The sequence below is a fragment of the Nocardioides sp. W7 genome, from assembly GCF_022919075.1.
Classification (GTDB): Bacteria; Actinomycetota; Actinomycetes; order Propionibacteriales; family Nocardioidaceae; genus Nocardioides.
The window spans coordinates 5,150,918-5,163,602 of sequence record NZ_CP095078.1; the positions used below are offsets into that span (position 1 = coordinate 5,150,918).

Genomic DNA, 12,685 nt, shown 5'->3' on the forward strand with positions numbered 1-12,685 from the left:
GGTCAGTGCTGGAAGCCGTACACGCCCTGGGCCTGGTCGCGGATCACCCGACCGTGGTCGAGCTCCACGACGCGCTTGCGCATCTGGTCGACGATGCCGTGGTCGTGGGTGGCCATCACGACCGTGGTGCCGGTGCGGTTGATCCGGTCGAGGAGCTTCATGATGCCGACCGAGGTGGTCGGGTCGAGGTTGCCGGTGGGCTCGTCGGCGATCAGGATCATCGGCCGGTTCACGAACGCCCGGGCGATCGCGACCCGCTGCTGCTCGCCGCCGGAGAGCTCGTCGGGCATCCGGTCGCCCTTGCCGTCGAGCCCGACCATCTCCAGGGTCTCGGGCACCAGGTTGCGGATGTCGGCCCGCGAGCGTCCGATCACCTGCAGGGCGAAGGCGACGTTCTCGCTGACCGTCTTGTTCTGCAGCAGCCGGAAGTCCTGGAAGACCGTGCCGATCTGGCGGCGCAGCCGCGGCACCTTCCAGCTGGCGAGCCGGTTGATCTCCTTGCCGGCCACGTAGACCCGGCCGCTCGTGGGCCGCGCCTCGCGCAGCACCAGCCGCAGGGCCGTCGACTTCCCGGATCCCGAGGTGCCGACGAGGAAGACGAACTCGCCCTTCTCCACGTCCACCGACACCTGGTCGAGCGCGGGGCTGCCCGTGCCGGGGTAGGACTTGGTGACCTTCTCGAAGCGAATCACCCGAGTGACGGTACGCGAGCATCCTGAGGACGGCGCGGACCCCGGCCACACTTTCTCTACGCTGTGAGCGTGCCCACCGCCGTCCGCTCGCTGCTCGCTGCCCTGCTGGCGACCGTCGCCAGCGTCGGGGTCGGTATCGCGGTGGTCGGCCCGAACGAGTCGGACCCGGCGCCGAGGGTCACGGCGGACCTGACGCTGGCCGACCTCGACACCTCCGTCCTGGCGGCGCGCCGGGCGGGCTTCTGCCCGGGGATCACCGCGGAGCAGGTCGCCGGCGCGCTCGGGGGCGAGCCGACCGCGAGTGCGTCGTACGACAATGGCGAGCAGGTGGCGATGGCCGAGGAGGTGACCGACGTCGCCCACGAGTTCGGCTGCTCGTGGACGGGCGCCGACGGTGCCGTCGCCCGCGGCTGGGTGTTCGCCCCGCCGGTCCCGGCCGAGCGGGCCCGCCGGCTCGCCCGCGCCGCCGTCCGCACCCCAGGATGCCGAGCGCTGCCGGAGGCCGAGGCGTACGGCGCCCCGTCGGTCGCCGTCGTGTGCGCGGACGGCGACGGCCGGGTGGTCTCGTACCGCGGCCTGTTCGGCGACGCGTGGCTGTCCTGCTCGCTCAGCGCTCCGGCCGCCGTCGCCCGCGCCGAGCTCGTCGACCGGGCGGACCGCTGGTGCGCGGCGGTCGCCGTCGCGAGCACCTCCGACGCCGGCTGAGCGCGCCGTCCGGACCGCCGAGCCACTCTCGCTGGGTGGACGAAGGTAGCCATCCCCGAACATATGTGTATTAATTTGCTCGACTTTGTCGGATTTACGCGAAGGAGAGCCATGCACCCCCCGCAGCAGACCTCGGGCCGCACCACCGCCCGCCGCCGTCGGTTCCCGACCCTGGCGCTGACCCTGGCCTGCCTGACCCTGCCGCTCGGGCTCGCCGGGTGCGGCGGCGACGAGGCCGGACCCAAGCTCGCGCTGAGCGCCGCCCTCCCCGAGGAGCCCGCCGAGGACACCGTCCTGCGCGTCGGCGATCCCGCGACCCAGACCGCCCTGGAGCTCTCCGGCCTCGACGACGAGCTCGACATCGAGGTCGAGTGGGCCAACATCAGCGGCGGCCCCAAGACCCTCGAGGCGTTCCGCGGGGACGCGCTGGACCTCGGCGCCGTCGCCGACATACCGCCGCTGTTCGCCCAGTGGACCGGCACCGACGTCAAGGTCGTCGCCGCCCGCGAGACCGTCGACCCGCTGGAGCACCCGACGTACGAGCTCGGGGTCGCGCCGGGCGTCGACGTCGCGGAGCTCCCCGACCTGCGGGGCAAGAAGATCGCCTACTCCCCCGGCCAGGCCCAGGGCTCGGTCGTCCTGCGGGTGCTGCGGGAGGCGGGCCTGACCCAGGACGACGTCGAGCTGGTCGAGATGGCCAGCGTCGACGACGTCTACGTCAACGCCCTCGGCAGCGGCCAGGTCGACGTGGCGCCGCTGGGCCAGTCGCTGGTCCCGCCGTACCTCGCGAAGTACGAGCAGGACGGCGGCACGACGATCTCGCCCGGCGTCCGCGACGACGCGTGGACGCTGTACACCCCGACCGAGGTGATCGAGGACGCCGACAAGGCCGCCGCGATCAAGGAGTACGTCGCGGTCTGGGCCCTCGCGCAGCAGTGGATCGCCGAGCACCCCGAGGAGTTCGCCCAGGGCTTCTACGTCGAGCACGAGGGTCTCGCGGAGGCCGACGCGCGGGCGATCGTCGAGGCACTCGGCACGTTCGAGGTGCCCACCGACTGGTCCGACGTCATCGCCCGGCACCAGGAGATCGCCGACCTGCTGGCCGAGGAGCAGGACCGCGAGCCGCTCGACCTGGACGACCTCTACGACCGGCGGTTCGAGAAGGTCATCGCCGCGTCGGTCGCAGCGAGCGGGGGTGCGTGATGACCGTGACCCTCGAGGCACCCGCCCGCACCTCACCGGTCGTCGACCGGCGGGTCACCGGCCGGCGGCTCGGACCGGGCCCCCGGGTGCCGTTCGCCATCGCGCTCGGTCCCGTCCTGCTGGTCGTCGCCTGGTGCGTCGGGTCCGCGACCGGTCTGCTGGACCCGCGCACGCTGTCGGAGCCGTGGACGGTCGTGGCGACCGCCCGGGAGCTGCTCGAGAGCGGGCGGCTGCAGGACAACCTCCTCACCTCGGCCACCCGGGCCGGCCTCGGTCTCGCGCTCGGCGTGGTGGTCGGCGTCGGGCTCGCGCTGGCAGCGGGCCTGTCCCGGCTCGGCGAGGCGCTCATCGACGGCCCCGTGCAGATCAAGCGGTCGATCCCGAGCCTGGCGCTGATCCCGCTGCTCATCCTGTGGCTCGGCATCAACGAGGAGATGAAGGTCGTGACCATCGCGCTGGGCGTGCTGGTGCCGGTCTACATCCACACCCACAACGGCCTGCGCGGCATCGACAGCCGGTACGCCGAGCTCGCCGAGACGGTGGGCGTGGGTCGCATCGAGTTCGTGCGCAGCGTCGTACTGCCCGGCGCCCTGCCGGGCTTCCTGCTCGGCCTGCGCTTCGCGGTCACCTCCGCGCTGCTGGCCCTGGTGGTCGTCGAGCAGGTCAACTCCACCAGCGGGATCGGCTACATGATCACGCTGGCCTCCAGCTACGGCCAGACCGACGTCATCGTCGTCGGACTGGTGCTCTACGCCGCGCTCGGCCTGCTGGCCGACGGAGCGGTCCGGCTCGTCGAGAGGAAGGCACTGGCATGGCGTCGCACCCTGGGGAGCTGAGCTCCCCCACCACCGCGGTCCGGGTCCGGGGGCTGCGCCGCAGCTTCAGCGAGGCCGGGGGCGTGCTCGACGGCCTCGACCTGGACATCGCCGCCGGCGAGTTCGTCGCGCTGATCGGCCGCAGCGGCAGCGGCAAGAGCACGCTGCTGCGTGCCCTTGCCGGTCTCGACCGCGGCGTCGCTGGCTCCGGTTCGGTCGAGGTGCCCGAGCAGGTCTCGGTGGTCTTCCAGGACTCCCGGCTGCTGCCGTGGCGCCGGGTCCTCGACAACGTCGTCTTCGGCCTGCGCGAGAAGCACGCCGCCGCACGTGGCCGACAGGCGCTGGCCGAGGTCGGGCTCGCGGGCCGCGAGAAGGCGTGGCCGCACGAGCTGTCGGGCGGCGAGCAGCAACGGGCCGCCCTGGCCCGCTCGCTGGTCCGCGAGCCCCAGCTGCTGCTGGCCGACGAGCCGTTCGGCGCCCTCGACGCGCTGACCCGGATCCGGATGCACGTCCTGCTGAAGAAGCTGTGCGCGACCCATCGGCCCGCCGTCCTGCTGGTCACCCACGACGTCGACGAGGCCATCGTCCTCGCCGACCGGGTGATCGTCCTCGACGACGGCGTCGTCTCCTCCGACCTGCGGGTCGACATCGGCGGGCGCCGCTCGCAGGCCGATCCGCAGTTCGCGGCGCTGCGCGCCCGGCTGCTGGCCGAGCTGGGCGTCGAGGACGACCACGAGATCACCGAGAACCACTACGAGCGGAGGGCGGCATCGTGAGCATGCACCTCAACCTGTTCATCTACCCCGGCGGCCACCACGAGGCCGCCTGGCGACACCCCGACTCCGACCCGTCGCGGGTCCTCGACATCGCCTACTACCAGGAGCTCGCCCAGCGGGCCGAGGAGGCGAAGCTCGACGCGATCTTCTTCGCCGACGGGCCGGCACTCGCCGACAACATCCGCTACGCCTCGCGCTTCCGGATCGAGCCGCTCACCTGGATGTCGGCGATCGCGGCCGTGACGAGCCGGATCGGGCTGATCGGCACCGCCTCGACGACGTACTACGAGCCGTACAACCTGGCCCGGCTCTTCGCCTCGCTCGACCACCTCTCGGGCGGCCGGGCCGGGTGGAACATCGTCACCACCGGCGCCCCCAACGCCGCCCAGAACTTCGGGCTGGCCGAGCACCCGGTGCACGCGGAGCGCTACGCCCGCGCCGACGAGTTCGTCGACGTCGTCACCAAGCTCTGGGACAGCTGGGAGGACGAGGCGTTCGTCGCCGACGCCGAGAGCGGGGTGTTCGCCGACACCGACCGGATCCACTCGATCGACCACGTCGGGAAGCACTTCTCGGTCGCCGGCCCGCTCAACACGGCCCGCTCGCCGCAGGGCCGACCGGTCTACGTGCAGGCCGGCTCCTCCGACGACGGCCGCGGCTTCGCGGCCCGCTGGGCGGAGGCGATCTTCACCGCCCACCAGACCCTCGGCAACGCCCAGGAGTTCTACCGCGACATCAAGGACCGGGCCCGACGACTCGGGCGGGCTCCGCACCAGCTGAAGGTGCTGCCCGGCATCAGCCCGGTGATCGGCTCCACCACCCGCGAGGCCGAGGAACGGCACGACCAGCTCAACGCGCTCACGCAGCCGGCGTACTCCTTGGAGCAACTGCACCGGCTCACCGGCGCCGACCTGTCGTCGTACGACCTCGACGGGCCGTTCCCCCGGCACCTCGTCGACGTGCGCGGCGACCGGGCGGCGAGCAGCCGCTCGCAGCTGGTCCTCGACATCGTCGATCGCGAGCAGCCGAGCATCCGTCAGCTCCTGCACCGGCTCGCCGGCGCGCGGGGGCACCGGGTGGTCGTCGGGACGCCGGGGCTGATCGCCGACCAGATGCAGGAGTGGTACGAGAACGGTGCCGCGGACGGTTTCAACGTGATGCCGCCGTGGCTGAGCGGCGGCTTCGAGCTGTTCGCCGACGAGGTGCTCCCGCTGCTGCGCAAGCGCGGCCTGTTCCGCTACGAGTACGGCAGCAGCACCCTGCGCGACCACCTCGGGCTGCCCCGGCCGGCGAGCCAGTACGCCCAGACCCCCCGCTACCAGCGCACCATCGCGAAGGAGACCGCATGACCTCCCCCCTCGGCCCCACCGATCCCACCGACCCCGCCGCCTGGCGCGACCTCGGCAGCACCGGGGTCAAGGTCAGCCCGCTGACCCTCGGCGCCATGATGTTCGGCGCCTGGGGCAACCCCGACCACGACGAGTCGGTGCGGATCATCCACCGCGCGCTCGACGCCGGCATCAACGTCATCGACACCGCCGACGTCTACTCGCGCGGGGAGTCGGAGGAGATCGTCGGCAAGGCGATCAAGGGCCGGCGCGACGACGTCTTCCTGGCCACCAAGTTCCACGGCGCGATGTCCGACGCCGACCCCAACCAGGGCGGCAACTCGCGCCGCTGGATCATCCGGGCGGTCGAGGCGTCGCTGCGGCGCCTCCAGACGGACCACCTGGACCTCTACCAGGTGCACCGGCCGCGCCCCGAGATCGCCATCGACGACACCCTGTCCGCGCTGTCCGACCTGGTCCACCAGGGCAAGGTCCGGTACGTCGGCACCTCGACCTTCCTGCCCTCGCAGGTCGTCGAGGCCCAGTGGACCGCCGAGCGCCGGCACCGGGAGCGCCCGGTGACCGAGCAGCCGCCGTACTCCATCCTCGCCCGGGAGGTGGAGCGCGACCTGTTCCCGACCGCGCAGCGTTACGGCCTCGGCATCCTGCCGTGGAGCCCGCTGGCCGGGGGCTGGCTGAGCGGGCGCTACCGGCGCGACGGCGAGGGACACGTGGCGTCCTCGCGGGCCCAGCGCCAGCCCGCCCGGCACGATCCCGCGCTGCCCGAGAACCGGCGCAAGCTGGAGGCCGTGCACGCCCTGCAGGACCTCGCCGACGACGCCGGAGTCTCGCTGATCCACCTCGCGCTGGCCTTCGTGCTCGAGCACCCGGCGGTCTCCTCGGCCATCATCGGGCCGCGGACCCTGGAGCAGCTCGAGTCGCAGCTGGGCGTCGAGAAGGTCAGCCTCTCGCGCGACGTGCTCGACCGCATCGACGAGATCGTGCCGCCCGGCACCACCCTCAACGAGGCCGACCGGGGCTCCGCGCCGCCGGCCCTGGTCGACCCGGCGCTGCGGCGACGGAGCCCCTAGCCGTACCTAGGCCCCGAGCAGCGCCTGGAGCCGCTCGGCGTCGTGCGGGGCGTGTCCCCGCGCGTCGTTGTCGAAGTAGACGACCACGTCGCAGCCGGCACCGCCCGCGCCGCCCTCCGCCCAGGTCCGACACCGCTCGGCCCACCGGCGCAGGGCGGCGTCGTCGTACCCGCTGGCGTAGAGCTCGGTGTCGCCGTGCAGCCGCACGTAGACCAGGTCGCTGGTGACCGCCTCGGCCATCGGGAACCGACCCGCCGTGTCGGCCACCACGCACGCCACGTCGTGCTCGCGGAGCAGGTCGAACGCCTCGTCGGTGCAGTACGTCGGGCTGCGGAACTCCAGCGCGTGCCGCACCCGCAGGTCCAGGTCGGCGCTCGTCACGGTGCGGTCGTCGGCGAGCTTGTCGTCGTGCCGGCTGGCCAGCTCGGCCACCTCCTGGGTCGTGCGCGGCAGCAGCTCGAAGAACGCGGCGAGCAGCCCGGCGTCGTACTCGAGGGTCTCGGGCAGCTGCCAGAGCACCGGCCCGAGCTTCTTCCCCAGCGCGAGCACGCCGCTGGCGAAGAAGTTCGCCAGCGGCGCCTCGACGTCGCGCAGCCGCAACATGTGCGTGACGTAGCGCCCGCCCTTGACCGCGAAGACGAAGTCGTCGGGCGTCTCCGCGGCCCACCGGGCGTACGACGTGGGCCGCTGCAGCGAGTAGAAGGAGCCGTTGATCTCGATGCTCCCGAGCCGCCCGGCGGCGTACGCGAGCTCCTGGCGCTGCACGAGCCCGCGCGGGTAGTAGTCGCCCCGCCAGCGGGGGTACGACCACCCGGAGATGCCGACCCTGATCTCGCCCATGCCGCACCGGTACCCGGAGCATTCCCGCGCCGGCTTGTTCAGTGAGACGAGGAGGTCACCGTCGGCGGCACTCGTCGCACCTGGTCGCGGCTGCTTCTCGGCTCCGGTCGCCGCGGGTCGACCGTCGTGGTCAGCGCCGCGACGAGGTCGGTGCGTGACGAGGTACGAGGTGCGCGGTGCGAGCGAAGCGAAGCGATCCTCGAACTCCCCGTGGGCCGACTGCGGCGGTAGGTCGGGGCGTGCCGGCAACCCTGACGGGACGACGCTCGTCAGGGCTGAGGCTGTGGGGTCGGTCAGGTGAGCTCGGTGGTGCCGATGTGGTCGCGTCTGAACAGCAGACCGTTCGGGGTTTGCCACACGAAGGTGGTGTCGTCGAGCTTGTCGTAACGCCATCGCGTGTGGGTCTTCGCCCGGTGGTGCCGCCGACAGAGCGGCCCGATGTTGCAGTCACAGGTCGGTCCGCCCCGGGCAGCCGGGTCGATGTGGTCGCAGTCGCACCGACGGGCCGGCTTGCGGCACCAAGGGAACACACACGCGTGCTGCAGCAGGACCTGGCGTTCGCGGAGCCGGTCCGGAGTTTCGTAGGCGTCGACGTGGACGTGGCCGTCGAGGTCGATGACCGGCTTCACGGTGACCTGGGTGTCGGAGTTGGCGCACCAGGTCTTCACCTGGTCGGCGGAGACGAAGGACCGAGTTTCCTCGACGCGCGCCAGATGCAGGTCGTCGCTGGTGGTGGTGCCGAGGGCTGCGTCGGAGAGGTGCACGTGCAGCACCACCTGTCGCGGCCGCTTCCGCTGCCGGTCCTCGGGCTCCTCGGTGTTGAGCTCCAACGCGAGTTGGCGGCGGGCGAGGTCGCCGACAGCGATGGAGCGGCGGATGTCGAGCGCCACGTCGAGGCCGAGCTGGCCGAGCTCGCGGGCCCGCCGCGCGACGGCGTCCTCGAGGTCGAGGGCATCGGCCAGGTCGAGGGTGCCGTGCACGTCGACGGTGCCGTCGAAGGAGACCTGCTGGGACTCGATGTCGAAGTGGCGGGCCTCGAACGCCGCCTCCCACCGGGCCTTGGCCTCGGCCGGGTCGTACGTCACCCGGGCTTCCTCGACGGTCCGGTCGAGTTGGGCGATCGAGACCTTGTGCGCCACCGCGTGCAGGTGCGCGTCCACGTAGGCCGCACCCTCCATCGGCAGGTCACTGGTGGCTTTGGCGATCCGCCGGGCCCTCCACACCGGCAGGTCCAGCGCCTGGACCCGGCCGTAGAGGTTCGGGAGCCGGTGCGCGAGCTCGACCGCATCCCCGAGGTAGATCCGCCCGGCATCGGTCGAGAGTCCCAGCGCGGCGGCGAACTCCAACACCGAGAACTCCGCCACCAACGGCGCACCCTCCCCGGCGATCGCGACCGGCTCTTGACTGCCCGGGACCAGGCTCGCGGCCTCGTCGAAGGACTCGGTGGAGTGCATCGCCGCCCAGGCCACCGCGGACGCCAACAGATTCGCAGCGGCCCGGGCCTCGGCCTGCCGTTCGGCGCGCACGAACGCAAGCAACGCGGATGCGTCCTCGCAGTCGTGAAGCTCACCGTTGGCCATACCAGTAATGTATTCGAGGCCACCGACAGTCCAGAGCGTTCTCCACAGCGGTGACCACCACGCTCGACCCGACGCAACCGTGAGCCGACCAGCAGCCGCGACCAGGTACGACGAGTGCTGCGAACGACGAGCCCCTTATTTCATTGAGAGTCTTCGAACCAGCCTGGTGCCAAGAGGAGACCCCAACCCACCGCCATACGGAAGCTCACCGGATCTCGACAACGTCAGGCGCCAGAGCGCCTTCCTGCTCGATCACCGGTCGGAGCGGGGGTCAGTTCTCGGCGGCCTTCTCGGCGCCGCGGCGCCAGCGGATGCCGGCCTCGAGGAACCCGTCGAGGTCCCCGTCGAAGACGGCGGAGGGGTTGCCCTCCTCGTAGCCGGTGCGCAGGTCCTTGACGATCTGGTACGGGTTCAGCACGTAGTTGCGCATCTGGTCGCCCCAGCTGGCCTGGACGTCGCCGCGCATCGAGTCGAGGTGGGCCTTCTCCTCGGCCTTCTTCCGGGCGAGGAGCTTGGCCTTGAGCACGACCATCGCGCTCGCCTTGTTCTGCAGCTGGCTCTTCTCGTTCTGGCAGGAGACCACGGTGCCGGTCGGGATGTGGGTCAGCCGGACGGCCGAGTCGGTGGTGTTGACCGACTGGCCCCCGGGACCACCGGAGCGGTAGACGTCGACGCGGATGTCCTCGTCGGGCACGTCGATCTCGTCGGTCTGCTCCAGCACGGGCACGACCTCGACGGCGGCGAACGACGTCTGGCGACGACCCTGGTTGTCGAAGGGGCTGATCCGCACCAGCCGGTGCGTGCCGGCCTCGACCGAGAGAGTGCCGTAGGTGTACGGCGCGTGGATGGCGAAGGTGGCGGACTTCAGGCCCGCTTCCTCGGCGTACGACGTCTCGAAGACCTCGACCTTGTAGTCGTGCTGCTCGGCCCAGCGGATGTACATCCGCATCAGCGTCTCGGCGAAGTCGGCGGCGTCGACGCCACCGGCGCCGGCGCGGATCGACACCAGCGCCTCGCGGGCGTCGTACTCGCCGTTGAGGAGGGTGCGGACCTCGAGCGACTCGACGGCCTTCTTGACCTTCTCCAGCTCGCGCTCGGCCTCGGCGAGCGAGTCGACGTCGCCCTCCTCCTGGCTGAGCTCGGCCATGATGCCGGCGTCCTCGATGCGGCCGAGCAGCTCGTTGAAGCGGTCGAGCGTGCCCTGCAGAGCGGACAGACGGCCGGTGACCTTGGTGGCCCGGTCGACGTCGTCCCAGAGGTCGGGCGCGGCGACCTGCTCGCCGAGGTCGGCGATCTCGGTGCGCATCGCGTCCAGGTCGAGCACCTGGCCGATGGTCTTCATCGTCGCCTGGAGCTGCTTGATCTGTACGTCGAAGTCGGGGCCCGCCACAAGGAGCTAGGTTACGGCGCGCCCGGGCGTACGCCTACTCGTGGTTCAGCGGACGCCGAAGACCTGGGCGACGTACCACTGACCGCCGCCCCTGCGGGCGCCGATCCCCATCAGCCGGTAGCGCCGCTGGAGGATGTTGGCGCGGTGGCCCTCGGAGTTCATCCAGCCGCGCACCACGGCCCGCCCGTTGGGGAACCCGTAGGCGACGTTCTCGCCGACCATCGACATGCCGCAGCGGCGCAGGACCGGGCTCAGATCCTGGTGGAACATGCGGCGCTGCGCGGCCATCCGCTTCGCCTGCTTGACGGCGAAGCGCTGGAGGCACTTGTGCTTGCGCAGGTCCACCAGGTCGCGCTGGTCGCGCTCGGCGTTGGTGGCCCGGTGGGCGACGTTGGCGTGGCGCTGCTCGGGGGTCGCAGCCTGGGCGGGGACCGTGGTCGCCACGAGGAGCACGACCAGGAGGGGGGTCAGCAGTCGGATGAGACGCATCGCCTCACCGTACGGCGGACGACGCATGCGCGCGAACGGGCCGGTCCGGACGAGGAGCGCCCGCGGGCCGAACCGGTACGACGTGGTGGACGGTCAGCCGGCGACCGGCGTGAACTGACGCGCGGCCACCCACCAGCCGTCGTCCGCGCGCAGCAGCGTCCAGGTGACCACGGTCGGCGGGCGGTCGAGGTCGACCTCGTCGCCGGCGCCGGCGGCGTAGGCGCCCGTGGTGACGATCGCCAGGCCGGGCCACGGCAGGTGCAGGTCGAGCACCGCGAACCGCGCCGACTTGGGCGGCCCGCCCGCCGCGAACGCGGCGACGTGCGCGGCGCGGATGGCGTCGCGGCCGACCGCCCGTGCACCGTTGGCGATCACGGACCGGGCGTCGGGGGCGAACCGCGCCACGCACCGGTCGGGGTCGCGCGCGGTGATGCCGGCGGCGACGTCGTCGAGAAGGGCGGTGATCTCGGCAGGGGCGGTGGCGTTCATGCCGACCAGTGAAGAACCTCACCTGCACTTGAAGTCAACCGGTTTCGGCGTTCTCGAGTCCCCGGGTCCGGTCCGGGCTTCAATTGCCCGGCCGGATCGGGAAGGAGCGCGGACACGATGACCCACCGCAACCGCCGTACCGCCCGACTCCTCGCGCTCGCGATCTCCGTCGCCGCCGTGGCGCTCGGAGCGACGCCGCCCGCGACCAGCACGACGCCCACCCCGCTCGCCCGGGCGGTGGCGGCCGAGGTCTGGCAGCAGGCGCAGCCGGCGCACGACGAGAACCCGACCAACCCGCTCGCCGGGCGGCTGTGGGGTGTGTACGCCGGCCCGCAGGACCAGGTCACCGGCCCCTACCAGCGCGCCCGGGGAGAGCGGAAGCGGCTGATCGGGAAGATCGCGCTGCGCCCGCGGGCGAAGTGGTACGGCGCGTTCGTCCCCGACGCCTCGATCCGGGACCAGGTCACCAAGTACGTCGCCGCCTCGCAGGGCGGCGACCCCGAGAAGCTGGTCCAGCTCGCGGTCTTCCGGATGAAGCCGTGGGCGGGCGAGGCGTGCGTGCGCCCGTCGACCGCGGCCGAGAAGCGCAGCTACAAGAAGTGGATGCGCGAGCTGGCCGCCGGCATCGGGTCGACCCCGATGGCCGTCGTGATGCAGCCCGACCTGCCGTTCCTGTGGTGCGCGCCCGACCGGAGCGCGAAGGCTCGGCTGCTGACCTGGGCGACCCAGCTCCTCTCCGCGCTCCCCCGCACCAGCGTCTACCTCGACGCCGGCGCCGCCGACTGGTGCCAGAACGGCCGGGGCGCCGATCCCGAGACGTGCGCGCAGGCGCTGAAGCTGACCGGCGTGCGCTATGCCCGCGGGTTCGCCCTGGACTCCACCCACTACAACGGCCCGGCCGAGAACGTCCGGCACGGCGTCGCGATCGTCGACATCCTGCGCCGCGACGGCTACGGCACCAAGCACTTCGTCGTCGACACCGCCAAGAGCGGCCGCCCGATGACGTGGCCCGAGGTCGTCCCCGCCTCCGGCAAGGACCTCAAGGACAACGCCCGGGTCTGCACCCGCCCGACGATGCGCCGCTGCGTGACCCTCGGCATCCCGCCGACCGCCCGGCCCGGCAGCACCGACCTGGGCCTGCCGGAGGACGTCCGGAGGGCCGCGGCGACGTACGTCGACGGCTTCTTGTGGTTCGGCCGGCCGTGGCTGTTCAACCAGGCCGACCCGTTCGTGCGGAGCCGGGCGATCGCGATGGCGCGGACGACGCCCTGGCCCGGTCCGGCGTAG

13 protein-coding genes are annotated in these 12,685 nt (G+C 72.1%); 7 read left to right on the plus strand and 6 right to left on the minus strand.

Annotated features, from left to right (window positions below; translation table 11 throughout):
* Positions 1 to 2: 2 nt before the first annotated feature.
* A complete protein-coding gene (gene ftsE / locus MUB56_RS24100; RefSeq protein WP_244929546.1) occupies positions 3 to 692 on the minus strand; it encodes a cell division ATP-binding protein FtsE in 690 nt (229 codons plus the stop codon).
* A gap of 69 nt (positions 693 to 761) precedes the next feature.
* Between ftsE and MUB56_RS24105 the strand changes: the two genes are divergently transcribed.
* From MUB56_RS24105 to MUB56_RS24130, 6 genes are all read left to right on the plus strand, one after another.
* On the plus strand, positions 762 to 1,397 hold the full coding sequence (locus MUB56_RS24105; RefSeq protein ID WP_244929547.1) for a hypothetical protein: 636 nt from the start codon (positions 762 to 764) through the stop codon (positions 1,395 to 1,397).
* Between the two features lie 111 nt (positions 1,398 to 1,508).
* Positions 1,509 to 2,600, plus strand: coding sequence for an ABC transporter substrate-binding protein (locus MUB56_RS24110; RefSeq protein WP_244929548.1), 1,092 nt, complete (start codon positions 1,509 to 1,511; stop codon positions 2,598 to 2,600).
* Positions 2,600 to 3,436, plus strand: coding sequence for an ABC transporter permease (locus MUB56_RS24115; RefSeq protein WP_244929549.1), 837 nt, complete (start codon positions 2,600 to 2,602; stop codon positions 3,434 to 3,436). Before MUB56_RS24110 ends, MUB56_RS24115 begins: the two co-directional genes overlap by 1 nt.
* Positions 3,412 to 4,191 carry an ABC transporter ATP-binding protein gene (locus MUB56_RS24120; RefSeq protein ID WP_244929550.1) on the plus strand — a complete coding sequence of 260 codons (780 nt, stop codon included), beginning with the start codon at positions 3,412 to 3,414 and terminating at the stop codon, positions 4,189 to 4,191. The genes MUB56_RS24115 and MUB56_RS24120 overlap by 25 nt, the downstream gene beginning before the upstream one ends.
* A gap of 2 nt (positions 4,192 to 4,193) precedes the next feature.
* Complete coding sequence (locus MUB56_RS24125; RefSeq protein WP_244932466.1) at positions 4,194 to 5,540, plus strand: LLM class flavin-dependent oxidoreductase; 1,347 nt, start codon at positions 4,194 to 4,196, stop codon at positions 5,538 to 5,540.
* Positions 5,537 to 6,610: an aldo/keto reductase gene (locus MUB56_RS24130; RefSeq protein ID WP_244929551.1), complete on the plus strand. Its 1,074-nt coding sequence runs from the start codon at positions 5,537 to 5,539 to the stop codon at positions 6,608 to 6,610. The genes MUB56_RS24125 and MUB56_RS24130 overlap by 4 nt, the downstream gene beginning before the upstream one ends.
* A gap of 6 nt (positions 6,611 to 6,616) precedes the next feature.
* Here MUB56_RS24130 and MUB56_RS24135 read toward each other — a convergent pair whose 3' ends face one another.
* The 5 genes from MUB56_RS24135 to MUB56_RS24155 all read right to left on the minus strand — a co-directional run bounded on the left by MUB56_RS24135 (position 6,617) and on the right by MUB56_RS24155 (position 11,398).
* Positions 6,617 to 7,450 carry a DUF72 domain-containing protein gene (locus tag MUB56_RS24135; protein WP_244929552.1) on the minus strand — a complete coding sequence of 278 codons (834 nt, stop codon included), beginning with the start codon at positions 7,448 to 7,450 and terminating at the stop codon, positions 6,617 to 6,619.
* Positions 7,451 to 7,743: 293 nt separating this feature from the next.
* On the minus strand, positions 7,744 to 9,030 hold the full coding sequence (locus MUB56_RS24140) for an HNH endonuclease signature motif containing protein (RefSeq protein WP_244929553.1): 1,287 nt from the start codon (positions 9,028 to 9,030) through the stop codon (positions 7,744 to 7,746).
* Between the two features lie 271 nt (positions 9,031 to 9,301).
* Positions 9,302 to 10,420: a peptide chain release factor 2 gene (prfB, locus tag MUB56_RS24145; RefSeq protein ID WP_244929554.1), complete on the minus strand. Its 1,119-nt coding sequence runs from the start codon at positions 10,418 to 10,420 to the stop codon at positions 9,302 to 9,304.
* 45 nt (positions 10,421 to 10,465) lie between these two features.
* A complete protein-coding gene (locus MUB56_RS24150; RefSeq protein WP_244929555.1) occupies positions 10,466 to 10,909 on the minus strand; it encodes a CAP domain-containing protein in 444 nt (147 codons plus the stop codon).
* Positions 10,910 to 11,002: 93 nt separating this feature from the next.
* Positions 11,003 to 11,398: an SgcJ/EcaC family oxidoreductase gene (locus tag MUB56_RS24155; RefSeq protein ID WP_244929556.1), complete on the minus strand. Its 396-nt coding sequence runs from the start codon at positions 11,396 to 11,398 to the stop codon at positions 11,003 to 11,005.
* Between the two features lie 117 nt (positions 11,399 to 11,515).
* Between MUB56_RS24155 and MUB56_RS24160 the strand changes: the two genes are divergently transcribed.
* Entirely contained in the window at positions 11,516 to 12,685 is a 1,170-nt protein-coding gene (locus MUB56_RS24160; RefSeq protein WP_244929557.1) for a glycoside hydrolase family 6 protein, read from the plus strand.